24 protein-coding genes are annotated in these 25032 nt (G+C 44.6%); 7 read left to right on the top strand and 17 right to left on the bottom strand.

Features of this window, described 5'->3' with window-relative positions; translation table 11 throughout:
* Window position 1: 1 nt before the first annotated feature.
* The 6 genes from JXL83_04875 (at window position 2) to JXL83_04850 (ending at window position 7759) form a co-directional block, all read left to right on the top strand.
* Window positions 2-1288, top strand: a complete 1287-nt coding sequence (locus tag JXL83_04875) for a TldD/PmbA family protein (protein ID MBN2363447.1) — start codon at window positions 2-4, stop codon at window positions 1286-1288.
* 290 nt (window positions 1289-1578) lie between these two features.
* On the top strand, window positions 1579-2796 hold the full coding sequence (locus JXL83_04870; GenBank protein ID MBN2363446.1) for a homocysteine biosynthesis protein: 1218 nt from the start codon (window positions 1579-1581) through the stop codon (window positions 2794-2796).
* Window positions 2784-3548, top strand: coding sequence for a UPF0280 family protein (locus JXL83_04865; GenBank protein MBN2363445.1), 765 nt, complete (start codon window positions 2784-2786; stop codon window positions 3546-3548). The genes JXL83_04870 and JXL83_04865 overlap by 13 nt, the downstream gene beginning before the upstream one ends.
* The gene (locus JXL83_04860; GenBank protein MBN2363444.1) at window positions 3545-4510 is read left to right on the top strand and encodes a methylenetetrahydrofolate reductase; all 966 of its coding nucleotides are present in this window, start codon (window positions 3545-3547) and stop codon (window positions 4508-4510) included. The genes JXL83_04865 and JXL83_04860 overlap by 4 nt, the downstream gene beginning before the upstream one ends.
* 14 nt (window positions 4511-4524) lie before the next feature.
* Window positions 4525-7059, top strand: coding sequence for a homocysteine S-methyltransferase family protein (locus tag JXL83_04855; protein MBN2363443.1), 2535 nt, complete (start codon window positions 4525-4527; stop codon window positions 7057-7059).
* Window positions 7037-7759, top strand: coding sequence for a hypothetical protein (locus tag JXL83_04850; GenBank protein ID MBN2363442.1), 723 nt, complete (start codon window positions 7037-7039; stop codon window positions 7757-7759). Before JXL83_04855 ends, JXL83_04850 begins: the two co-directional genes overlap by 23 nt.
* 107 nt (window positions 7760-7866) lie before the next feature.
* Here the strand turns inward: JXL83_04850 and JXL83_04845 are convergent, their stop codons facing one another.
* From JXL83_04845 to JXL83_04765, 17 genes are all read right to left on the bottom strand, one after another.
* Entirely contained in the window at window positions 7867-8532 is a 666-nt protein-coding gene (locus JXL83_04845; protein ID MBN2363441.1) for an orotidine 5'-phosphate decarboxylase, read from the bottom strand.
* Between the two features lie 15 nt (window positions 8533-8547).
* Window positions 8548-9303, bottom strand: a complete 756-nt coding sequence (locus tag JXL83_04840) for a slipin family protein (protein ID MBN2363440.1) — start codon at window positions 9301-9303, stop codon at window positions 8548-8550.
* Between the two features lie 180 nt (window positions 9304-9483).
* Window positions 9484-9969: a peptide deformylase gene (gene def, locus JXL83_04835; protein MBN2363439.1), complete on the bottom strand. Its 486-nt coding sequence runs from the start codon at window positions 9967-9969 to the stop codon at window positions 9484-9486.
* A complete protein-coding gene (gene aspS, locus JXL83_04830; protein MBN2363438.1) occupies window positions 9966-11699 on the bottom strand; it encodes an aspartate--tRNA ligase in 1734 nt (577 codons plus the stop codon). Before aspS ends, def begins: the two co-directional genes overlap by 4 nt.
* 1 nt (window position 11700) lies before the next feature.
* Window positions 11701-12165 (bottom strand): PTS sugar transporter subunit IIA, encoded by a 465-nt coding sequence (locus JXL83_04825; protein ID MBN2363437.1) that lies wholly within the window; start codon window positions 12163-12165, stop codon window positions 11701-11703.
* 1 nt (window position 12166) lies between these two features.
* Window positions 12167-14467 (bottom strand): endopeptidase La, encoded by a 2301-nt coding sequence (lon, locus tag JXL83_04820; protein ID MBN2363436.1) that lies wholly within the window; start codon window positions 14465-14467, stop codon window positions 12167-12169.
* Window positions 14468-14513: 46 nt separating this feature from the next.
* A complete protein-coding gene (locus JXL83_04815; GenBank protein ID MBN2363435.1) occupies window positions 14514-14852 on the bottom strand; it encodes an Hsp20/alpha crystallin family protein in 339 nt (112 codons plus the stop codon).
* Between the two features lie 180 nt (window positions 14853-15032).
* Complete coding sequence (locus JXL83_04810; GenBank protein MBN2363434.1) at window positions 15033-15269, bottom strand: hypothetical protein; 237 nt, start codon at window positions 15267-15269, stop codon at window positions 15033-15035.
* A 25-nt stretch (window positions 15270-15294) separates the two neighbouring features.
* Window positions 15295-16308, bottom strand: coding sequence for a phosphoribosylformylglycinamidine cyclo-ligase (locus JXL83_04805; protein MBN2363433.1), 1014 nt, complete (start codon window positions 16306-16308; stop codon window positions 15295-15297).
* Window positions 16309-16356: 48 nt separating this feature from the next.
* Window positions 16357-16998, bottom strand: a complete 642-nt coding sequence (locus JXL83_04800; GenBank protein MBN2363432.1) for a hypothetical protein — start codon at window positions 16996-16998, stop codon at window positions 16357-16359.
* Window positions 16995-17798, bottom strand: a complete 804-nt coding sequence (locus JXL83_04795; GenBank protein MBN2363431.1) for a hypothetical protein — start codon at window positions 17796-17798, stop codon at window positions 16995-16997. Before JXL83_04795 ends, JXL83_04800 begins: the two co-directional genes overlap by 4 nt.
* A gap of 12 nt (window positions 17799-17810) precedes the next feature.
* On the bottom strand, window positions 17811-19769 hold the full coding sequence (locus JXL83_04790; GenBank protein MBN2363430.1) for an OmpA family protein: 1959 nt from the start codon (window positions 19767-19769) through the stop codon (window positions 17811-17813).
* Window positions 19770-19879: 110 nt separating this feature from the next.
* Window positions 19880-21346, bottom strand: a complete 1467-nt coding sequence (locus JXL83_04785; GenBank protein MBN2363429.1) for an anion permease — start codon at window positions 21344-21346, stop codon at window positions 19880-19882.
* A gap of 8 nt (window positions 21347-21354) precedes the next feature.
* Window positions 21355-21996 carry a hypothetical protein gene (locus JXL83_04780; GenBank protein MBN2363428.1) on the bottom strand — a complete coding sequence of 214 codons (642 nt, stop codon included), beginning with the start codon at window positions 21994-21996 and terminating at the stop codon, window positions 21355-21357.
* A gap of 3 nt (window positions 21997-21999) precedes the next feature.
* The gene (locus tag JXL83_04775) at window positions 22000-22515 is read right to left on the bottom strand and encodes a hypothetical protein (protein MBN2363427.1); all 516 of its coding nucleotides are present in this window, start codon (window positions 22513-22515) and stop codon (window positions 22000-22002) included.
* A gap of 19 nt (window positions 22516-22534) precedes the next feature.
* Window positions 22535-23662 carry an SPFH domain-containing protein gene (locus JXL83_04770; protein MBN2363426.1) on the bottom strand — a complete coding sequence of 376 codons (1128 nt, stop codon included), beginning with the start codon at window positions 23660-23662 and terminating at the stop codon, window positions 22535-22537.
* A 2-nt stretch (window positions 23663-23664) separates the two neighbouring features.
* Window positions 23665-24183, bottom strand: a complete 519-nt coding sequence (locus tag JXL83_04765; GenBank protein ID MBN2363425.1) for a hypothetical protein — start codon at window positions 24181-24183, stop codon at window positions 23665-23667.
* Window positions 24184-24275: 92 nt separating this feature from the next.
* Between JXL83_04765 and JXL83_04760 the strand changes: the two genes are divergently transcribed.
* Window positions 24276-25031, top strand: a complete 756-nt coding sequence (locus JXL83_04760) for a hypothetical protein (GenBank protein ID MBN2363424.1) — start codon at window positions 24276-24278, stop codon at window positions 25029-25031.
* The last annotated feature ends 1 nt before the right edge of the window (window position 25032 follow it).

Below are 25032 nucleotides of genomic sequence, written 5' to 3'. Positions count from 1 at the left end.
GATGGATGAGAAAAAGTCGAGAGAAATATTAAATGAGGTCGTCAAGAAAGGCGCTCAAAAAAGCGCGTTGTTAAGTTTCAAAAGAGAAATAGCCGAATTGAACGTCGAGAAGGATAAAATAAATTTTTTCAGGTCAACTCAGAATAACGAAATTCAGATAGAAGCATATTGCGATAACAGAAAAGCCGATATTACGCTTAATAACTTTTCAAATGAAGACATAAAGAATACCGCAGAACTTCTTCTTGATATGTGTATGTCTGCAGTTCCTGATGAAGCAAACGACATCAGTCCCGAAAATTCAGTAAGAAGATTTATGGGAAATTCGAGCGAACCCGACATAGAAAAAATGAATGACGCCTTCCAGGAGTTTTTAGACGAAGCAAAGTCAAGATATCCCGAAGTGATTTTTTCAGACAGTTTTTTTTCTCACAAAAAAAGCGAAATAGCATACGCAAACACCAACGGATGTTATTTCACCCAAGATCGTTCGTTTTACAATGTATGGCTTTTCTTTACTGCAAAAAGAGACAAAAATATTTCTTCTTTCAATTATTTTTCACTCGATTTAGATCAGATCAATGGACATATTGTTGACAAATGCGGACTGGATTCATTGCTTAAAAACTCGGTGGAACACATCGAAAGCATAGCTTTGAATGAAAAATTCAAAGGAGATCTCATAGTCACTCCCAAAGCAATGCTCGAAATGTCGGATGATTTATTGTATCCCCTGCACGAAAACAGACTAATAACCGGAACGAGTATTTACAGCGACAAACTCGGGGAAAAAATAGCTTCGCCTCTCCTGAATATTAAAATCTCGCCCCTCTCAGACAAGTCTGTTTTCAGGGATTATTTTACTTTTGACGGATTTTTGACTGAAGATATGGACGTAATTAAAGATGGTATTTTAAAGAGTTATTTTATTTCTTACTACGGATCGAGGAAGACGGGACTTCCAAGATCCAAAAATCTGAGCGGCAATCACACCGAAATACTTCCCGGGGATCAAGATTTACAGTCTATGATTCAAAACGTTAAAAAAGGAATATTTCTCGATAGATTTTCAGGCGGCTCTCCCAGCGTCGGCGGAGAGATATCCGGCGTGTGTAAAAACAGTTATTACATAGAAAACGGCAGAATAAAATGTCCGGTAAAAGAAATCATGATGACGGCGAACACCGCTGAAATGCTATTGAACATAGATGCGGTCTCAAAAGAGACGACAGATTACGGAAATGCGAGATCCCCTTACGTGCTGATAAAAGACGTCTCTTTTTCGTGATTTTTTTTTGAAGTAGCATGCTTTAAAAAACGGCTTGCTTTTTTTTAAAAAAGTCTTATCATTCCGAAATCTTAATAAGGAGGTCAGGATGAAAAATATCTTCGCCCAGACAAGCGAGGCCGGCGTGATCTTCTGCGGTGCTGTCGAATCGCCGGATTTCAGCACGCAGTCATCCAAAAGCATTATGCCCTCCCATTACATGCGAATGCGCGTGTAAGTCTTTTTTTTCAAAACAAAGTTACACACAAAATTTATTTCTGCGCGTTTTCGCGCGCGTAAAGAGGTAAACAATGAACAAATCATTGGAAGAAATCCGTGAAAAAATAAAAAACAGAAAAGGGGTAGTGCTTACAGCCGAAGAATTCAAAAAAATGGCATGCGAAAAATCACCTAAGGAGCTCGCGGAGAAAGTTGACGTTGTCACGACAGCCACTTTTTCTCCAATGTGTTCCAGCGGAGCTTTTTTGAATTTCGGGAACTGTTCTCCGCCGATAAGAATGGAAGAGATATTTTTGAACAAAGTCAGAGCGCACGGAGGAATAGCCGCCGCAGACGCTTACATAGGAGCCGCACAAACATCTGAGGAAGATCCTAAATACGGAGGGGCAAACGTGATCTTTTCTCTAGTCAAGGGTGAAAAGATTTTACTAGAAGCGAAAGCGAAGGGGACGGATTGTTATCCGAAAAAAGAACTTGCGACGCAAGTTTCCAAATATGAAATAAACGAAGCATTTCTTTTCAATCCGAGAAACGCCTATCAAAACTATCCTGCAGCGCTCAATCTTTCAGAAAAAGACATACACACATACATGGGCACTCTTCGGAAAAAAGCCGGCAATATTAATTTTTGCACGACGGGGGAACTTAGCCCTCTTATAAACGACCCTTATCTCAAAAATATAGGTATAGGTACAAAAATATTTCTATGCGGCGCTCAGGGATTTATCTGCTGGAACGGAACTCAGCACGAGACAGTCACCGAGAGGAATTCCCGTGGAATACCGCTGAAAAACGCTGCGTCAATATCAGTCATCGGCGACTTGAAAAAAATGGACACGGAATTCATCGGCCCTGCTTATTTCAGGAATTATGGAGTGAGCCTTTTTGTCGGTATAGGAGTGCCTGTCCCGATAACAGACGAAGATAGTGCTTTTTACGCATCGGTGAGAAACAGAGACATCGAAGTGCCTATCGCGGATTTTTCGACAAAGGACAAAGAAAGACTTTGCTTTTTCACTTATTCCGAACTCGCCTCAGGAAAAGTTGAACTCTTCGGCAGAACAGTGCGAACTTTTCTCATATCCGGCATACACAAATCGAGAAACATCGCTTGCGTTTTGAAAGACAGAATACTTACAGGAGAATTCGAAGTAACCGGATATTCTGCTCCCCTTCCGGAAGGCGGAAAATTGAAATCACTCAGGCCTGAAAGTTTTGTCGGAGACGAAACAAGAAAAAATACGAAACGGACGGACAAGTTTTTTTTGGAGGAAATATGTTTACCCTGAGGTCATACAGAAAAAAAATCAGAGAGGACAGATTCTGGTATTTCGAAGCAGGATTTTTGGACACTGACGTTTGGATAGGATTAGATCCGTTGAGTTATGATCTGTCTCTTCCTGAGGCCGTTTTGGGGGAGATAATTGAAACAAGAAAACTGTTTGATGAGCACATATCTGAAAACCCGATTTTTCTAAGCTCGTTGAGCGCACTTGAATACCCCGATAAATGCATCGACAAATTCAGGATACTTTATGAACACTCAAAAAAAACCGGAGTCGGACCTATGGCCGGCATTGCCGGATATTTTACCAATATCATCGGTAACTTGCTTGAAAGCGGATATTCGGTCAAGGAATTCATTATAGAAAACGGAGGAGACATATATCTTAAAACAAATAAACCTGTAAATGTCATAATTGAAACAGGAAGCGCCCGCTTCGGTTCTGATCTGGTGTTGTCTCTGGAGCCTTATTTGACTCCCTGCGGGATTTGCACTTCATCGGGAAAAATCGGACATTCACTTAATTTTGGCTGGGCTGATTCTTTCACGGTCGTATGCCGTGATCCTGTTCTGGCTGACATGTACGCCACAGCTTTGAGCAATGAAGTAAAAAGCTTTGAGGGCCTCGAAAAAGCGATAGCCTTAGCTGAAAGAGATGAGGAAATACTCTGCGCCGTCGGTGTTTTTGAAAACAAGCTGTGCATAAAAAGCCTTGAAGGTATTGACTTGTCGCTGTCAGGAGCATCTACAAGATGAAAATTACAGATTGTCTGAAACCAGGAGCGAAACCTGCTCTGTCTTTTGAAGTTGTACCGCCCGAGAGGGGATCGTCTATCGATTCAATTTTTAAGACAATGGACAAAATAATCGCTCACAATCCCAGATTCGTCAGCGTTACCAACAAGGGATGTTCCCTCGAGTACACATGCAAAGACGGAAAGATTTCCGTGGCCAGCAACAACAGGAAACCTGGAACGATAGGCGTATGCTCCGCCATAAGGAAGGAATTCGGCGTAGAAACCGTTCCGCATGTTGTCTGCGCCGGACTCGATCGTTTTAAAACAGAAGATCTTCTTATAGATCTGAGTTTTCTCGGTTTCGACAATGTCTTTGCTGTGAGAGGAGACCCGATGGACGCTCGAGGAGCCTTCAAATATGAAGAAGAGGGGCACAAATATGCGTTTCAGCTGATAAAGCAGATATCCGGACTCAACAGGGGAATTTACACCGAGCCTGCAGGAGGCAGAGAGACAGTGAGTACAGATTTCTGTATTGGTGCGGCAGGCTATCCAGAAAAGCACCGCGAGTCTTTGAACCGCGAAGAGGATATAAAGAATTTCGTAAAAAAAATATCGGCAGGCGCATCATTCACAATTACCCAGGCATTTTTCGGTTTCGGAGTCTATAAGAGATTCGTCGAAATAATGAGGGTAAAAGGGATATGCGTACCTGTCATACCCGGATTGAAACCTCTGTTGAGCAGAAGAGGACTCGAAGCAGTGCCGAGGATTTTTTCAGCGACCGTTCCCCATGTATTTTTGAAGCGGATGGAAGAAGCGAAAACTCCTGAAAAGGAAAGAGAAACCGCCGCGAAATACATGGCAGGGTTGATAGAAAAACTGTTGGACTTTGAGGTTCCGTGCGTTCATCTTTTTACTATGGGAAAAGCCCTTTCGACGAATCTTTTACTTGAAAGATTCCGGGGATGTTTTTCGTGAAAGTGGTATGAATCATGGCGATACATTTTGATGATTTTATAAAAAGAAACGCCGTTATTTTTGACGGCGGAATGGGCACTTCACTGGCGTCTGTCGCCAGCGAACGCGGTATTGCGAAAAAAGACGGAGAAATATACGAAATGCTCAATCTGAACAATCCCGATATGGTAACGGGTATACATGAGGGATTCCTCGAGGCAGGATGCGATGTTATAGAAACCAACACTTTTGGAGGGGATTTTCTGACGCTTGACGATGAGGGGGCGGAAGACTTCTGCCGCAGGATCAACGCTGAAGGTGCAAGGATAGCAAAAAAGGCTGCAAAAAAACATTCTAAAGGGAAAAAGAAAAGATACGTCTCAGGCTCCATAGGTCCAGGAAGAAGATTTCCGGTTCTGGGTCAGATCACTTTTGACGAATTATTCAAATCTTTCGAAATGCAGATACAGGGGCTTGCCGAGGGAGGGGTGGACATGCTTCAGATAGAGACGTGCCAGGATCCGATTCAGGTAAAAGCCGCTCTTGCTGCCGCCGCCAAAGTGGCTGAACAGAGGCAGGTAAAAATTCCCGTTTCGGTTCTTATAACAATAGGAGAGAAAGGAAGGACAGTTGCGGGTATGTCGTGCAAATCATTCCTCGGGACGTTTCAGTCCTATGACTTTCTCGCAGCCGGACTGAATTGCGGATTCGGACCGAAACAATTTGACGCCCCCATAGGAGATTTCCTGAAAAGTTCACCTTTCGATTTCCTGTATCTGCCAAATGCCGGCATGCCGAGAGTTGTTAGAAACAGCATTACTTACGACTGCGGTCCGGAAGAGTTCGCCGAAACAGTAGTGAATCAGGCGAAGAAACACGGATTCAGGATGATGGGCGGCTGCTGCGGAGTTTCTTTTGAACATATACGCCAACTGGTGATTAGGACGGAGAGCCTGACTTTCTGTGAAAACAAAAAAATATTCGTACCTTCACTCGCCTCATTGTACTCGTCCGTGTCGACTGATATGTTCCCGAAACCGCTGATCATCTCTGAAAAAACCAATGCTTCCGGAAGCAGGGAGTTCAAAAAAGCTGTTGTCGGAGGTGATATCAAGAAAGTGTTGGACCTAGCTCTCGCCGAGCAAAAAAATGGCGTGCATTGTTTGGATCTGAGCCTTGCTGTTACAGGAAGGAACGAGAGCAGAGATTTCGCCGAAATCGGAAAATCGATGGGAAAAATATTGGAGGTTCCTGTCTGCGCGGACACTACAGATGAAAAATCCGTAAATGAATTCCTCAAGGCGTATCCGGGAAAAACGCTTGTAAATTCAGTCAGCCTTGAAAACATGGAAAAAGCTTCAGGAATCCTGAAGACAGTCAGAGAATTCGGTGCGGCTGTGGTCTGTATTCTTGCCGATGAAAAAGGTTACGCCATTGATTTAAAACAAAAAATCGAGATTGCCCGAAAAATTTTCGACTTCGCCGTTGTCGAACACGGAATAAAGGTTCAGGATATTTTCTTCGATCCTTTAACCTTTTCTCTCGCTTCGGCGGATTGCCTCACGCGAAAAAGCGCAGAATCCGCCATAAAATCCCTGAAATTATTAAAGGAAATGTTTCCCGGGACCAAGTCTATTCTCGGCATCAGCAATGTGTCCCACGGATTTGACAAAAATCATCGGACGGCGCTGAACTCCGTATATTTGTATCACGCTTTGAAGGCGGGTCTCGATGCGGCAATAATAGACACCACCTCAGTCAGACCGATACATGAAATACCGGAAAAAGCGAGGATTAGCGCTGAAGAGCTTATATTTTCCGGCACGAAGGATCCGGGTGATGTATTGGCCGAGTTCCTCGGTGAGCGGAAAAATGAAAAAAAACATTTCACAAAAGCGACTGAAAATGATTTTGAAAGCGACGAAGATAAATTGACGTTTCATATAATTGGAGGGAGAGAAGAGGGATTAGAAGATGTTTTATCCCATTTGCTTAAAAAAGTTGGGGCCGAAGATATACTCGTGAATATCCTTCTTCCTGCGATGAAAAGCGTCGGTGATAGGTTTGAAAGGGGAGAAACCCATCTACCTTTCGTCTTGTGCTCTTCTCAGACGATGCACAAGGCGTTAGAAAAGCTCAGACCTCATTTAAAATGCGCGCAAAACAACGGAGAAAAAATAAAAATAATCCTCGCAACCGTTAAAGGTGACATTCACGACATAGGCAAAAACATAGTAAGAGTAATTTTGGAGAACAGCGGGATAGAAGTCGTAGATATTGGGGTCGACAAATCTGCCGAAGAGATAGCGGCATCAGTAAAAGGGATGAAGCCGGATTTCGTTGGTTTGAGCGGTCTCTTGATCAGTTCTGCACAGTACATGAAAAAAGTGATCGAAGAACTAAAAAATTCATCTCCGGGGGTAGCTGTCATCTGCGGAGGAGCAGCACTTAGCGAAAGTTACGTCAAAGAAGTGAAAGAAGCCGTTCAAAGTGAGGTCTTTTATGCCAGGGATGCTTTTGCGGCTATGAAGATTATGGAGGAAAGACGTGGGCGGTTCGAAAAGAGCTGAATCGCAAGAACAGTTTGCAGATCGACTGACAATAATAAAAAGCTTACATTTGGGTGAAATTCTCAAGCACCTCGATAAGGACGCACTTTTCAACGTCAGGTGGGATCTTAAAAACGCAGGGACAAGAGAAAGATTCGGTTTCGATGCGGAAAAAAGCTTCGAGAAAATTGTCAGAACCGTCTCTGATAAAAACCTCGCTGACATGCGATGCTCCTTTGCTTATTTCAAGTTTGGAAAAAGAGGGAACAAGGTCGATTTAATAGATGTAAACGGAGAAAAAAGAGAAGAACTGGTATTTCCAACGAAAAAATCTCAAAAAGACCCGGAAATCGGTTTTTTTTTCAGAAATAAATTCGGGAAAGATAACGGGTGCCTGTTCGCAGTTACAGCGGGAGATTCGTTCTCGGGTGAACTTAAAAATCTTTTGAACGACGACATGTATCTTGAGTATTTTCTACTAAACGGTTTTGCCTGTGAGTTGACGGAGGCTTGTGCTAAGTACGTCAGCAGAAGAGTTGAGAGTGAGTGCAGAGTCCCCAAAAGCAGGCGTTACGGGTTAGGATACAGGGGTTGTCCTGATTTGTTGCAGCAGTACAAGATATTAAAACTGCTTGAGGCAGAAAAAATTGGGATCAAACTTACTGAGGGATACCAGCTCGTACCAGAATTCAGCACCTGCGGATTCATTGTCTTCGACTGAATTGTAAATCAGCATACAATGAATTCGATTTTTCTTACGAGCTATGTGTCTTTGATCGCGCCGATCCCTTATTGTTATTACCTTTAATCAGATCAGTCTTCAGGCCGTTATTCTATTGTCGTCAAAAATTCACGGGCCATTCGGCTGACGTCGGCGGAAGTGCTTATACCGACCCATGGATCGTTCGGCGTGACTATGTTCGCGACGACAATGTCCGCTCCGTTGAAAATCGCGCTTCTGGCTTCTCTCAGGTCTATGCCGCCGGCCGCAGAGATGAAGACGTCGTACTTACTGCGTATCTTGTTTATCTGTTTGTATTTGATGACCTTTCCGCGAGTAGTTTCCTCGTCTCTTCCTCTATGTATTACTACTACGTCCGGGGGCGTTCTCAGCTTGAGCATTACCTTCAGAGGGTCTTCGACGCCGAGCATGTCTATCATCGAATATACCCTAAGTTTTGAACACATCTCGACAAAGTAATTGAGCGTTTCCACAGGGGCGCTTCCGAGTACGGTGACTGCGTTTGCGCCTGCGCCAAAAGCGAACCTGACCTCGGAAGACCCTCCGTCGAGGGTCTTGAGATCAGCGACGATTATACCCGTCCACATCTGCCTTATCAGCTTTATTCCGTTCAGTCCTTCTTTCTTTATGTAGGGCGTTCCGGCTTCAATGAGAATTCTGCCGTTTTTCGGAATGTGAGGAAGGATTCTCGAAACCTGATCGGAGTCGTAATTGAAAGCTATTTGAAGATATCTTTTCCTGCTGTTGAGCATTTTAGTTCGTGTCCGTTACGGGGTGATTTTTTTTATTATGTCGGCAATGTCCGAAGGAAGGTAAAGGATTATCTTTTCAGAGGGATCCGCGGCTATGTCCCTTATAGTCTGGAGAGTTCTCAAATGCAGAGCGGCGGGATTTTTAGACAAAGTTTCGGCGGCCTGGCGGAGGTTTTCAGAAGCTTTCAATTCACCGTCTGATGCGATTATGACGGCTCTTCTTTCTCTTTCGGCTTCTGCCTGTTTTGCCATTGCTCTCTTCATTTCCGCGGGGAGTTCAATTTCCTGGATTTTAATTGACTCAATGTCTACACCCCATTCCGCTGTTTCCGTGTCCACGATCTTCTGGATGCTCTCGGCTACCTGGACTCTTTCTGTCAGGACGAAGTCAAGTTCGTTGTTTCCGACTATGTCTCTGAGGGCTGCTTGAGTGAACTGCCTGACTGCGTAAACGTAATCGTCAATCTTTATTATGGCATTGACAGGATTTTCAACTTTGAAATATACGACCGTGTTGGCTAAAATGGGAATGTTGTCTTTGGTTATGACTTCCTGCCTGGGAACGTCTACGGTTTTGATTCTAATGTCAACTCTTCTCATCGTCTGAATAATGGGAAAGACCCAGCGGATGCCAGGTTCTTTGATGTGGCTGTATTTGCCGAGAGTGAATACAACGCCTCTTTCGTATTGATAAATGATCCTGATTCCCCTGAGAATGTAAAAGAAAAAGAATACAGCCCAAAACGCGATGAAAATCAACAAACAAGGCATGGAACCTCCTTTTCTATTATTATTTTTCTCACATGATCTAAATTATATGGGAAGAGTATTAAAAAACAATTAAATTCTGACCAGCCATGGAACAACTTTCATTATTGGTGATTATAATATTACTGTAATTTATCCGAGGATGATTCAGGCAGAAAAATATTAAATTTTATATATGGATTTTTAGAAAATCTTTCTCGAGCTCAACTGGGTCTCGAATTTAAGCCTTTCGTCAAAATCGAGATGATCGAGAATGACTTTGCCTTTCAGGTGCTCGGTTTCATGGCAGAAAGCCCGTGCGAGCAGATTTTTGCCTTCTAAAACAAATTTATTTCCCTCGGCATCATAAGCCTCGAGGGTTACGGTTTTGGGTCTGGCGATCTCGATGTATACGCCCGGTAAACTCAGGCATCCTTCTTCCATCAAAAACTCCTCGTCCGAGAAAGATATTATTCTGGGATTGACGGCAACGAGCAGTTCTTTTTTTGGTATCTGGACTATGAAGATGTTTTTCAAGATTCCTACCTGATTTGCAGCGAGGCCTACTCCGTCGAGTTCTTTCATCACCGGAACCATATTTTCAATGATCTCTTTCAGGTCCGAATCGAACGATTCGACGTCGGGTGTTTTGGTTTTCAGAACGGGGTCCGGATAATGAAGAATTTTCATTGTTGCTCTTTTTTGAGCCCGAGTTCTTTTAATTGTTCCTGTTCAATTTCGCGAGGGCAGTCTTCCATGAGACCTGTCGCCTGAAGGGTTTTCGGAAAAGCAATGACGTCGGAGATGCTTTTCGAACCTGTCATCATCATGACCAGCCTGTCAATACCCGGCGCTATTCCTCCGTGAGGCGGAGGCGCGTATTCAAAAGCGTGAATCAGGAATCCGAATCTTTTTTCAATCTGTTCCGGAGTAAATCCCAATATGGAAAAGCACTTTTCCTGAAGTCGGGGATTGTGATTTCTTATGCTTCCGGAAGCGAGTTCGACCCCGTTTAACACCAGGTCATATTGCAGGCCTCTAACTTTTCCCGGGTCTTCTTCTAGGAGATTTATATCTTCGGGATTAGGCATGGTGAATATGTGATGACACGGCGTCCATACCCCGTTTTCGTCCTTTTCGAATAGAGGAAAATCTGTTACCCAGAGAAAATTGAAAGAATCTTTTATTGCTCCGGTCCTTTTGCCAACATCAAGTCTTACGGCGCCGAGAGCTTTTCTGCTCCGGTCTTTCTCTCCCGCAACGATTAATGCGCATCCATTTTTATTATCGGGATTGATCGCGGATCTGAGCCGGGGATTCAGGTATTTTGACATGGGGCCGCTTTCGCTTGATCCTTCAAATTTCACCCACAGCAGTCCACCGGCAGAATTATCTTTGGCTGTTTTTTCGAGTTCTTCGATTTCTTTTCGGGAAGGAAGGAAATTTTCCGCGAATAAGCTGACGGTGAAAGGAGAGCCGTCTAAAATGCGCATGCCGCAATCCCGTACTGCGTCAGTGATTTCAAAAAGCTCGGTGCCGAAACGGTTGTCAGGTTTGTCTGAACCGAACCTCGACTGAGCTTCTTCGTAGGTGAGCCTCGTAAACGGAACAGGTATGTCTTTTCCAAGGACGGTCTTGAAAATGTGGCTGAAAAGGTTTTCGGCCGTTGCAAGTACGTCCTCCTGGGAGACAAAACTCATCTCAATGTCTATCTGAGTGTGTTCGGGCTGTCTGTCAGCTCTCATATCTTCGTCCCTGAAACATCTTGCGAACTGGAAATATCTATCAACGCCGGACACCATTAGCAGTTGTTTGTAGAGCTGAGGGGACTGTGCCAGAGCGTAAAATTTCCCCGGGTGAATCCGGCTGGGGACCAGGTAATCTCTCGCGCCTTCGGGTGTCGGAGCCGTCATGTATGGTGTTTCGATTTCGATGAAGCCGTTTTTCGCAAGGAAATCCCTTATGGCCTGAACTGTGAGATGGCGGGTCCAAAGATTTCTGAACATGACGTTCCTTCTAAGGTCCAGGTATCTGTGTTTGAGTCGGAGCTCGGTTGAAGCTTTAACTTCTTCTTCAGGCAGAAAGGGTAATGGAATGGTGTCGGAGACAAGAGAAACTGACGCGGCTTCTATCTCGATTTCGCCGGTAGAGATATCCCTGTTGACCATGTCTTCGGGTCTTTTTCTTACAGATCCTTCAATTGATATCGCTGATTCGAGCCTGAAGGAGGTCTCCGTGATATTTTCAGGATGAACTACTATCTGAACGATCCCGGATCTGTCGCGAAGATCAATGAATGTAATGCCTCCGTGTTTTCTGAGGCTGTTTATCCAGCCGCAAAGCCTTACATTGTTGCCGGTCATGGAGCCGCGGATTTCCCCGCAAAGAGAAGTCCTGTAAGAGGTCGCGAATTTTGTCATATCAGACTGACTTTTCAAATTCTGTCTCCTCTTCCTTTATCAACTCAATGATTTTTGAAGCGTCTTCGCAAAGCAGCAGATCGTCCCTGAGTGAATTTTCGTTGAAAAGCCTCAAAACAGAGACGAGATTTTCGTGGTAATCGTGTTCCCTGTTTTTAGGCGCGGCCAAAAGCCCGGCGATTTTTATGTCTTCTCCGTCGAAAGTCTCTACGTCGAGGCCTTCGGGAAAAATTCCGAGAGAAAAATATGCGTTGTCGGCTTCGACAGGCCAGGCTCTGAAAATCATGACTCCTTTTCCGAGTCTTGAGGAAATGAGTTCTTCCCGTTTTATGAGCAGATCTTTGAGAGCGGGTTTGGATTCGGGATTTATTTCGATGACTTCGATTAGTGCTTCGAGAGCATTCTCGAAGTTAAATTTTTCATTGCTAATAATAACGCTTTCGGGTTTCAACAAATCGCTTATCAATTCATTCTCCCTTTGTATGAATTACGTATTTCAGGACTTTATCAATGCTTTCGACGAAAATGGGTTTTATCCCCTTTTTCTTTTCTGCCGGTATTTGAGAAAAATCAGCGGCGTTGTCTTTCGGGAGTATTACTGTTTTAACACCGGACCTTTTCGCAGCCAACACTTTGTTCTCTATTCCGCCGACGGGCAAAACTCTTCCGGAAAGCGTAATCTCTCCCGTCATGGCTACTTCATTTTTCAATTTGATGTTGTTGATTCTGCTGTACAAAGCTGAAACAATAGCCACTCCGGCAGACGGTCCGTCTTTAGGTATGGCTCCGGCCGGAACATGAATGTGGAAATCTTTGTCTTTAAAAAAGTCCTGACTTCCGTCTTTTTTTACGACGGTCGCTTTCAGATATGTCAGAGCCGCCATAGCGGATTCTTTCATGACGTCTCCGAGCTGGCCGGTGAGAATGAGATTGCCTTTCCCGGGCATGAATATTGATTCGATGAAAAGAATCTCCCCGCCGTTTGGCGTCCAAGCCAGGCCTGTGGAAATGCCTACCTGGGGAACGGGCAGTTTTTTCTCATGAATCTGCCTAGGAGGACCGAGGAATTTCGTGATTGATTGCTTTGTAATTTCAGAAGCGGTTGTTTCGAGAGCGGATGAGGAAGCTATTTTTTTCGCTATTTTTCTGCATATTCTTGAAATGTTCCTCTCAAGATTTCTGACCCCTGCTTCGAAAGTGTAGTTGGATATTATGGTTTCAATCGCCTCATTACTGAAACTTATATTTTTACCGTCTAATCCGTTTTCTTTCAATTGCCGGGGGAGCAGGTGTATCCTGGCTATTTCAATTTTTTCCTCGGTGGTGTAACCAGAGAGTTCTATTATCTCCATTCTGTCTAACAGCGCAGGCGGTATGGTTGCAGTTGTGTTGGCGGTCATGATGAAAAGGACTTTCGACAAATCGAATGACAGATCCAGGTAATGATCCCTGAAACCTGAATTCTGCTCGGGGTCCAGCACCTCTAAAAGAGCCGAAGCGGGATCACCCCGGAAATCGACGCCGAGCTTGTCTATCTCATCGAGCATGAACAGCGGATTAGCAGACTCAGCCCTTCTGATTCCCTGGACTATCCTTCCCGGCATCGCGCCTACGTATGTTCTTCTGTGACCCCTTATTTCCGCTTCGTCCCTGATCCCTCCAAGAGAAAACCTGACAAATTTTCTTCCCAGGGTTTTGGCTATTGACTGACCGAGTGAAGTCTTTCCGACTCCGGGAGGACCTAAAAAGCAAATTATCGGACTTTTGACGTCGTTCTTTAGTTTTCTGACTGCTATGAATTCCAGTATTCTTTCTTTTACGTCTTTCAGGTCGTAATGGTCGGAATCGAGAATGCTTTTTGCATTGCGTATGTTTGCTTTGTCCTTGGTGTAAACTCCCCATGGAAGATCGAGTATCCAGTCAATGTATGTCCTCGAAACAGAGTATTCTGCGGAGGCAGGAGGCATCTGATTTATTCTTTCAATCTCCTTCTCACAGGCTTTTTTTGCCTCTTCAGTGAGAAGCGTTTTTTGCATCTTCTCCTGAATTTCGCCGATCTCTCTCGCAGAATCGTCTTTTTCACCGAGTTCTTTTTTTATGGCTTTCATCTGTTCTCTTAAAAAATATTCTTTTCTGCTGTCTTCGGCTTTTTCTTCAACGTCTTTCCTTATTTTTGATGCAACTTTTGCAATCTCCAGTTCATCTATTACTTTTTCGAGAACGAATCTTATTCTCTCTCTGACGTCAGGGGTTTCCAGTATTTTCTGCCTGTCTGTTATGTCCATGTTTATGTGCATGGATACAAAGTCCGCAAGGCTTCCGGGTTTGTCTATCTCTTTGATGACGATTTTCAGCTCCTGGGGTATTGCGGGAGTTTCTTCTATCAGATCTATAAAAGTGTTTTGAAGGGATCTGTGCAAGGCGTCTGTTTCCACGCCCGTTTCGTTTGTGTCATCAATCGATACGACTTCCGCTTTTGAGTATGTGTCTTTGTCGAATATTTTCTGAAGTCTGACTCTTTTTCTTCCCTGAATTATGATCCTGTAATTGTCGTCGTAATTCATGAGTTTTGTCACTAGAGAAATGACTCCGGTTTCGTATACGTAGTTTTCGAGGGGCAATCCTTCTTCGTTGTTTTCCTTTTTCAAAACCGCGACCAGCGTTTTGTCTCTGGATTTGAGGATTTCGTTAATCATGTCAATGTCTTTTTGACCCGACACAATTACAACTAACGGGAGATTTGGGTAAATTATCTGCTTGTCAAGCACCAAAAGAGGTAAAATTACCGGAGGGATCGCGGGCAGCGGTTTTTTTTCAGAGTAGCTGGATTGTCCTTGCAGAACGAACCTCCTTTAATATTGACAGATGAATCGTGAGAATTCCTCCCGATAGATTTGTCTTAATAGAATCAGGATCGATTTTATGAGGAAGAGAAATTGTCCTGTTAAACGGTCTGTGACATCTTTCCATTAAAACGTATTTACCCTCGACTGTTAAGGCCGGAGGAATCTTTGAAATCAGCGTGATCTTGTCCTCGTTCAGCTGAATTATTATGTCTTCGGCTTTGAGACCGGGAACTTCCACCGTCAAAACCACTGACGTTTTTTTTACGATAATATCCATCAAAGGGCTTTCATCGTGAATCTTGTACATTGAAGTTTTCTCCCAAAACTCTATTGTTTTATTTGCCTAAAACACGCTGTTTTGACTATTCTCAACGACGTTGTAAAAAGATTAACAACAATATTAACGCATAAAACACTTAAGGTAAAGACGGAAGGCGTTAATCGTGAGGTCTAAAGAAAATATAAGAGTTTTATGAAATTTTACAAGTCAAAAAGAAAAAATATCATTAATTCTGATGATGCCTAGCGAGGGGGGATATGAAAAATCCATTTCTGAGTATTCGGGAAGAGATCCTGTGAAATCGAAGATGTCTTTTAAAGAGCTCATGTTCCAATGCCTGAATACAGCCGGTGAGGCGAATCCCCACTGAGTTCCGGCTTCTTTTACAGTCGCTTTGATAAGAGAAAGTGCGTCGTGAGGTTTTCTTTTTTTTAACAGAAACAAAAAAAATTCCGAGCGATTGTCTTTTTTAAGATCCCGCAAACCTGACATCTCCCGACCCTTTTTCGAAGAAACCTATTCTGTGGACGGGTTCGCCTTTTAAACCGAGGTAGGTTTCGAATTCCCGGCATTTGTTCTGCGGAACCGAACAAATCATTCCCATCCCCATGTTGAATGCCAGCATCATTTCCGATTCGTCAACATTTCCGAGAGATTTCAGAGCGCTGAAAACGGCCGGTATCTGCCAGTTCATTTCAATGACGGCGTTCAAATCTGCCGGAATTGATCTTTTCAGATTCTTTCCTATACCGCCGCCCGTGATGTGAGCCATTGCCGAAACGAGTTTTTTTTCCTGAACGGCTTCCCTGAGAAGAGGGTAGTAAGTCCTGTGAATTTTCAAAAGAGCCTCGCCCCACGAAGAAGAGATATCCTGCTGGTAGTCCGACAAATCTATTTTTTTGTTTTCGAGTATCTTTCTCGCCAGAGAATATCCGTTTGTGTGAAGACCTGAGGATTCTATTCCGTATATTATGTCAGTTGCAGATACTCTTTGTGACCCGAGGATGTCTTCCTTTCCTACTTCGCCCACAATGAAACCTGCTATGTCGTATTCGCCTTCCATGTAAAAGCCGGGCATTTCGGCCGTCTCGCCGCCTATCAGACAACATGAATTGGTTTTGCATGCCCGAGAGAGGCCGTCAATTATTCTCTCGTAAGTGTCTTCCACGATTTTTCCCGACGCTATGTAGTCGAGAAAAAACATCGGGCTTGCTCCGAGAACAAATATGTCGTTGACGCAGTGGTTTACAAGATCCTGACCGATAGTGCTGTGAACTCCCGTGGCGAAAGCTATCTTGAGCTTGGTTCCGACACCGTCGGCGGATGACACCAGGTATCTGTTTTCCCGGTATGAGAAGACCGCTCCGAAATTGCCGATGTCCTGCACGACTCTTTCGTTGAAAGTGGATTTAACGAGTTCTTTAATTCTTCCGAGCGCTCTTTCGGCTTTCTCTATGTCAACGCCGGAATCGGAATATTTCATCGGTTTTTTGAAGAGGGGAAGCTAATAAAAGCCTCCCCTCAAAGTTAATCAGAACCAGAAAAGAAGAGGGAAAAGTCCCCCTGTTTCTTTTTCGAAATCAACTTCGAAATAAGCATCGTCTACAAACGCGGTGACGTCCGTGTTAACTGATACATTTGTGATGGGCGGTATCAGTATGGCTTTGACGTAAAAGTCTGTTCTCGATTTGAATATCGCGTCTGCCCACAAAAGATCGTCTTTGTTAAGTTCGGCGTTGAAAGTGAAGTCCGCGGAATCACCGAGAGGACTGAGAGGTTCAAATTCTATGGTCACTATCAATCTGTGGTTGTCCCTGTTGTAAACCGGATTGACAGGAGGGACTGATAAAGTAGTGTCCATGGGGACGTCCGTGGGTTCGGTTTTGCTCAGGAAGACATAAATTTTGCTCGGTCTCAGTGAATCGACTGCTCCTGAGTCAACGCTGAGAGCAACGTGCCCGTAAAAATGGGCGCGAACCAGTTTCATGGAGATGTCTTCCGGGATGTCGAGGCCGGAGACTTTTTCGTAATCGTACGGTTTGTTTATTCTGCCGCCGACACTGGTGTCGAGACTTTTCGGGTCGGAACGGCTGGTGATGTGAACTATCGTGTTGCAGCCGATAACAGTGACGGCGGCAAGCGCGATCGCGATAAAAATCAATTTCCTGTTCATTCTTCCTCCCTGAAGTCGAAGTTCCATATTGCCTGAACAACCGGTACTACGCCTGTGTTGACGTCATCCATCTCTACGCCTGGGCCGAGGACTCCGAGTATGATTTCGCAGTTCGAAGCGGCGTTAATGCCGAATCCGGCGCCCCACTTCATTTTTTCAAGTTGGAAGTCGTAACCCAACTCGGTGTAAAGTTTCACAACTCCGAACGAAAAATCGTTGGCGGCCGTCACCGTCTGATGCCAGGAATCGACTTCGCCCCAGACTCTCGGGCTTATGAGATAAATGTCCGTGTTTTCAACGTACTCTCTGGGGTCAATTGAGAAATCGCCGATACCGCGGATGTCGGTTATCACTTTGTCAATTTCGTATCCAATGTGAATGGAACCGAGTTTTTCGGATATCAAATAGCTTGCACCGAAGAAGAAACCGTAACCGTAGAGCTTGCCCGTCAGGGTGCCGGTGAGTTCATCGGTGAGAACTTCATTGGTTGACTGAGAGAGAATAGGAGAGTATCCCAGAAAATCCCAGTAGTATGCTCCCGCAGAAACTGAAATAGGAAGCTCTCCTATGAAACCGCCGCCTTTGATCTTGACGTTCGGTATAAGGAAAACGTCAAGCAGAGAGTTCGAGCCTATTTGAGTGTAATCGTAAAGTCCTACCGCAACGTCGCCGATGCCGATTTTAGAATCTCTGTGCGGCAGTATGTAGCCCGTCTCGACGCTGAGAGTCCTCGTGGGAAGAACAGCTGACAGAGCCGTAGAGACGAGGAGAAATATAAGTGCGATCGAATATTTTTTCATCTTTCACCTCGCTTAGTTATCTATGACGTGGAATTCCACTCTTCTGTTCATTCTCTTGTCTTCTCTCGATCTCTCGGGTGAAATCATGAGCCTCGACTCGCCGTAACCTATGGCGATGAGTTTTTCAGGGGAGATTCCGTGAGAGTTGATCAGGTAGTTCCGAACAGAACCGGCTCTCGCTTCGGAAAGCTGCTGGTTGTGAGCGTTGCTTCCGTCGCTGTCAGTGTGTCCCTGTATTTCTATCTTTACGTCGGGATTTTCTTTGAGAAGTCTCGCGAGCTGGTCGAGGATGGGATAGGATTCCGGCAGAAGTTCAGCTTTGTTGACTTCGAAGTTTATGTTGTGGAACACCAGTTCGGCTTTCTCTTTGAGAAGATTGAACTCCGCGACCAAAACCTGTTTGCTTTCGAGACTGAATTCCTTTTTCGACGGAATATATCCGGCTACGTAAGCTTCAAAATTGAATGTACCGGGAAGAAGAGTGATTTCAAATCTGCCGTTTTCGTCAGTCGAAATCGACAGGGTCGTGTCTCCCGTAATGTTAATGTTGGCGGCTATGGGCGCCGTTGAAGCGTCGGTTTTGATCTCATAGACTACGCCCTTTATAATGCCGAGATTCTGCTCGAGAACGAAATCGAGGCCGGTCACAGAATCGCCCGGAGAAACGTAAACGGGTCTGGGACTTACTGATGAATAACCGGGAGCAGTTGCCGTTACCTCGATATACCTGGGAGCAGGTATGTCGGCTACGAACCATGCACCGTAATCGTCCGTGGCCAGCGTGGGGAAGAGAAATCCGTCGGCCGTTGTGTCTTCAAACGCGACGCTCGCTCCGTATATGCCTGTCATTGTTTTGGAGTCCATCACTGTTCCGGCAATCCAGGCGAGTTTCGGGCGGTCCGGGATGAAATCGTATGACCAGCCGAATCCAACTGAAGCGAGCCAGTCCGGGCTGAATGCGTAACTTTCGACGTTGTACTTGTCGTTCGAAGTCAGCCTGAAATCGTAAGCTATGTCAAGATAAAGCCCCGGCAGAGATGTGAAGCGGAGTCCGGGAGTCAGTCTCAGAGGGCTTGCAATGCTGTCGGGAGAAAGTACGAAAGTTCCTGTCGCTTCTACGAAAGGCTCGAAATACTTTCCTTTGAAAGAAGCGCCAATGCCGACGAGCAATGTCTGATATTCATTGTAGCCCAAGTAATTGTAACCGACTATTCCTCCGAGAGAGAACGGAGATTCAGGGATAGGTTTGAAAGAGCCTATCAGGCTGACTCCGCCGCCGAATCCCTGTCTGAAAGTCCTGAACAGGCCTCCGTTCCATGTTATGTCGTCCTCGCTGACCCTGAGACTGTCCGGGGTCGTCCTTCTGACGAAAGAATCCTCTCTCTCAGGACCGGTAGGGAATATTATCTGAATTAATCCGCCCATTGTAAATTTTTCGTTGACTGGAATGGTTCTTTTGTAGAACACAGAAATATCGCCAATAGCGGAGCTGACAATACTGTTCCTTCCGAAATATTGGAAAGTGCCGAGTGAGTCGTTTTCGATTATTCCTGGATTGTCAGGTCTTATGTGTATGTGCTGGGCGATGAAACGGTCATAATAAAAAACGCCCGAAATCCCGAATTCGTCGAAATCTGTAATCGCGTAAGAGATTCCGAATGGAACTGTAATACACATAAGAGCGTCTCCAGTACTGACCACCGTGTCTCTGGTCGTCGTGTCGACAGTGAAAACCGGTCCCACCCAAGTCGTGTCGTAGTAAATCAGGGTAGTCGGAAAAGAATCCTCGAACGCGTAATAATTGAGCATTAACCTTGAGCCAATCGTGAAAGTTCCTTTGCCGAGGTTGTAAGCTGACGGGATTCTGAACCAACCGCCTGATCCGTCGAGGCTCACTCTTCCGCTGAGCGTCGAGAGCGGAATCAGAAAAGCCGCCGCAACCAACAATAACAATACTGATTTGCTCTTCATGCACCCTCCTGGTTTATAAAGTTTGTAGCAAATTCCGATATTCAGGATTTTAAGATATTAACTGAAGTATAGCAATAAAAAGATTCGTGATTATTTGACCATGTTAATGATTAACGCCAGAAAAAAAAAATAAATCCCGCAGCTGCGGCAGTTGAAAATAAAGTGAATGGCAGGCCGATTTTAAGAAAGTCGAAAAACGTAACTTTGAGACCTTTTTTTTTCAAAAGTCCCACCGCGACTATGTTGGAAGACGCTCCGATAGGCGTGATGTTTCCTCCGATGGACGCTCCCAGTGTCACTGCGAAAGCGAGTGACAGAGTCTGAACTTCTCCAAGGCCGGTTTTTAAGGCCATCGAAAGACAGATCGGAACCATAGCCGTAACAAACGGGACATTGTCAATGAAGGCCGAGAATATTACGCTGGTGATAGTGAAAAAAAGAAAGGAAGCGGGGAAATTTCCGGCTGTTTTTTCTCCCAGAAAGGCGGCAAGTTTGTCTATTACGCCGGTTTTGCTCAAACCGGCGACCAAAATAAATATACCCATCAGCAGAAAAACCGTTTCAAAGTCGAATTCACCCAGCGTCTTTCTGAACGTGCCCCCTTTTTTTTGTTTTAACTTCCACCAAAAGAGACCAAAGGCTGCTGTCAGCAAACAGAAAATACCGCCCGTGAAATCGAAGCCGAGTTTGAAAACCGACAAAAGAGCCAGACCCAGAGTCAGAAAAGAAAGCAGGAAAGCGGGGAACCAGGACAAAACTTTTGTAACTTCGACGGTCTCAATGGGCTGTCTGAGTTTTCTGAAATAAAAAAACAAGAAAGCGAATCCCGCCAGAGCTCCAGCCTGTATGGCAAAGAACATACCGGGTCTGCCGTGATAGAAAAAAAAGTCGTTAAAATTCATTCCGGTGTTTGCTGCCAGGATGATGCTCGGCGGATCGCCGATGAGAGTCGAAGCCCCTTCGAGATTGGAAAATATTGCCGAAGAAACGAGAAAGGGCACAGGGGATATCTTCAGTTTGTCAGCCACACTGAAAGCTACAGGAGCGACTATCAGCAGAGCCGCGACATTTTCACAGACAATCGAAATCGCCCCTGAAAAAACAGAAACGAGGACTATCGCCACCCCTGCGGTACTGGCTTTTTTAGTGATTTTTTCAGATATAAACTCGGGAGCGCGGGATTTCATGAAAAGATCGGCAAGTATCATCGTTCCAGCGAAAATTCCGACTATGTTCCAATTGACACCATTGTATGATATCTCGCTTTCGTTAAGCACAAAGCCGAAAGACGACTTAAGATCTAAAATGCCGAACGATAAAAGAGAGGCGACACCTGTCCACGACGCGGCGGCTCTGTTCTTATCGAACATAACGAAATAAAAGTAGATGTTGAGAAAAACGAAGGAAGAAAAGAGAACGGCGCTGGTACCCGCGCGGCTGAGAAAGAAAGAAACAACAATTAAAAAAGCGCCTGATAAGATCAGAAATATACGTCTGTTTTTTTTACGCGCGAGGAAAACGGAAAAAAAATATAAAAATTCCCAGACCGTCAGAAGCGCAACTGAGAAAAAGGGCATAGAATAAGCTAATTGAGTTCAATGGCCGTCAGATAGTATTCACCCGTGGAATCTTTAAAAAAGACAATACCTTTCGAAGGAGCCAGGACGTAAGACATGCGTGTCGTCGAACTCTGATTCCCCATCAGAGACGAAGTCTCCTTTACGTTCTCTGTTATCTCAACTCGGTAGCAATCAGAGAAGGAGCCCAAAGGTACGGTAAAAACATCTTTCTTTGTTACCGATACGTCAGTCGTGATTTCTATTGCATATGGAACACCCGCAATATTGATGCTGTTCGTGTACCGTTCAGACCATCTGTCTCCGTCTATGAGCGGCAGTTTTATTAAATCCGCCCAGCGGTTTTCAACGACATAGGATGAGCCTCCGAAATTTCTGGTGAAAGTTCTGTAGGTTTTGACGCTTCCGTCATCTTTCCAAACGTAAAAGTATGTGCCGTTAAAATCCCAAACCGAACAATATCTGCCCTGATGCAGATAATTAACTGAAGATACGGAAATCGAAGCTGTATTGTTAAGGGTGTCGGAAAACGTCCAAAAACTTCCCGTGTCAGGAAGAGGAAAATACTCGTTTGAAATGCGCGAAAGGTTGGAATCTCCCGAACATCCCGATATCAGAACTGTCAAAATAAGGATTATCGAGTTTTTCACTTTTTACCTCACTATCTCAATGCCCAAACCGAGCATTATCATGGAAGAATGTGATTCGTCTAATGAATAACCGTAAGAAAAATCTCCAGTCAGACCCAGAGATTGTGTAAGTTCAAAAGTCATTTTCGCGGAAGGAAAAATCCAGGATATGTAAGAACTTTCTGAAGTGTTGTCGGTAGATATTTCAGTCATGGAAGTTCCGTAAGATAAAGAAAACGAAATCTCGTTTCTCGGTGTGACATTGAAAAGGCGTCTTCTTAAACCGGTTTTGAGAAGAAAGACGCTCAAAGTCAGATCGTCTCTGCTGCTGCCCCTGGCCTGAATCAGGGAAAAGTCAGCAAAAGGAGAGAAACCGGCGAATTTTTTCCCGCTTTCCGTTCCTACTGTCAGAACTCTTCCGTTGTCGAAATATTTTGAAGACAGGACCGATATCCCCGGTGAAAGCGATACCGAGTAAGCATCGAGTCCTGCAGCTAAAAACAACGCAATAGCTATCGTCAGCAATTTTATTTTTCTCATCATTTATCCTGTTTTAAAATTATTCCGATATCTGTTTTCCGCATTCAGGACAGAATTTAACGCCCGCCTGTATCGGTTTTTTACAATGAGGGCAGTTGACTTTTTGAGGAGTCGTTTCTTTGCCGCAATTAGGACAGAATTTGGCATCGGCAGGAATCTGATTGCTGCAGTGAGGGCAGGCCTTCGTAGTCTGAGTCGGTTTTCCGCAATTGGGACAGAAAGCCGCTGTGGCCGGTATGGCCGCGTTGCAGTGAGGGCAGGGTTTGGTCTGTTGAGATTGCATGTTTCCCTGCATGGCCTGGCTTATCATACCCGGCATCATCATTCCCATGCCGAGGCCGGCTCCCATACCCATTCCGGTTCCAGCTCCTCCGCCTTCATTCTTTGCGGCGTCTCTCATGGCGCTGGCCGCCTGATACTGTGTGAAACCTCCAAGGCCTCCCATCGCCTCCACGGAAGCTCTTTCGTCTATCATTTTCTGGACGGCTTCAGGCAGGCTTATTGCGTTAATGAGAAAATCAGTCAGTTCAAGGCCGTATTTTTCAAAATCTCCCTGTACTCTTGATTTCGCTCCTATAGCAACTTCATCATAGTTGCTCGCAAGGTCGAATATGGAAACTCCTTTGGAAGCTACTTCTCCCAGAAAATCGGCAAATCTCGCAATAATTATGTTCCTCAGGAAATCTTCTATTTGCTCTCTGGAATATCTTCCCTGAGATCCGACAACTTTGTTGACAAAAAGCTGAGATTCAATTATCCGCATCGAATAAGCCCCGAAAGCTCTTATCCTTACGAATTTAAGTTCTTTGTCCCTGAAAGGAATAGGTTCAGGAGTCCCCCACTTGGAATTAGTGAATGTTTTTGTGTTTACAAATACTACTTCTGTCCTGAATGGGCTTCTGCCGTCGAAAAGCTTGCCTATAAAATTTGTCAGTACCGGAAGATTCGCCGCAGTCAGCGTGTGCTTACCGGGACCGAAAACGTCCAGAGCTTGTCCGTCCCTGAAGAAGACTGCTTTTTGGTCTTCTCTGACTATGAGCTGACTGCCGAGTTTTGTTTCAGCGGATCCCGATTCAGGGACCCTGTGTACCATAATCTCACCCGTAGAGTCGTGGTATTCGATTATGTCCATCAGTTTTAGAGCCATTATCATTCTCCTCTGTTAATGCCGTTTATGAAAAGATTGTCTCTTTCTTTGAGTTTAGCTTCGAGCGCGTCAATGGACAGGTTCAACTGCACAAGTATGGACGATACTTCTTCGGGGCCCGCAGTTTCCATTTTTTTGGCGGATTCGGAAATATCATCGACGAATCTCGCCAGATTGACGTCGTATTCATAGAGCTGGGCCAGCTGTTCCTGGTCTATCTGAACGAGGTCGAACCACCCGGTATAACCGTAATCGGCGAGCCTTATCCTGTCGGTGTTGGTTTCCAGTTTGGCGTCTATTCTCGACAACGTTTTCAAAGATGCGAAATCCTGAGAATCTGTGAGAGTTACCGTTGCCCTGGACAAATGAGCGCGGCTTTGGATGAGCTGAGAGGCGAGATAGTCTCTGTACAATTTGTCGGCTCCTCTTCGTTCCTCTCTTTTTATGTAGCCGGCGAATCCGGGTATATGTTTTGCCAGCCAGTCTCCGGCATTTCTTATTGTGTTGCCGAGATCGCTCATATTTCCTCCTTATTGAAAAAAACAAGTACTGTCTTGACACGTTATCGCATTAGGAAATAATATAAGTAAATGCAAATTAAGGAAAGAGAATTTTGAACTACATTGATGTCGCTTTGAAGAGCTCAGCCCAAATTAACGAAAAACCGTTCGCGGTGAACGGATATTTTTCTGAGTTTCTGCTTAATTCGTCTTCAGAAAAATTCGGCATATATCTCATGACCTTGAACGGAAGCCTTTATCTGTGCAAATCAAACACCGACTCGGTCCCCAGAAAGCTCTTACCCAACACTTCTTTGAGGGAACTTTCAAGAAAACTGTGCGAAGGGGTTTTTTTCTTTGAAAATCCGCCGTTTTATTTCTATTTGCTTTGTGATGAACCTTTGATCCCGCACGCGTTGATACTTCTTAATAATGTCAACGATAACAAGGGAATGTGGCAGACGATGTCCTTTTTCTACAAAATGCTTTTTCTCTACAGACGGGAGATAATAAGAGCTTCAGAATACGACGTAGTGGTTTTGGCTGATGAGATTCCTGCTGTAATAAAAGGGAACGCCCAGGAAACAGCTCGTTTTCTGGACCTGTCCGCCGAGGATTTTTCCCGTGAACAAAAAAGCATGAAAAAAATAGAAAGCCCTTTTCTTTTGCCGTGCGAAGAAGCATACGGAAAAAAAATCAGCCCGGGTAAAATTGACTGCGATAATGAAATCGCCGAAAAAGCCGCTTTCATAAAGAAACATGCCGAATCCCTTCAAAGAGACATAGACAGGGATTCGCCTTATTTTGCGGAACTTTCAACTATATACGGCATGGCGTCAAAAATAATTGAAATTCTCGAAGGAAATTAAC

Source organism: candidate division WOR-3 bacterium (assembly GCA_016934535.1).
Taxonomy (GTDB): Bacteria; SDB-A; SDB-A; order SDB-A; family SDB-A; genus JAFGIG01.
This window is presented reverse-complemented; position numbering and strand designations above follow the sequence as displayed.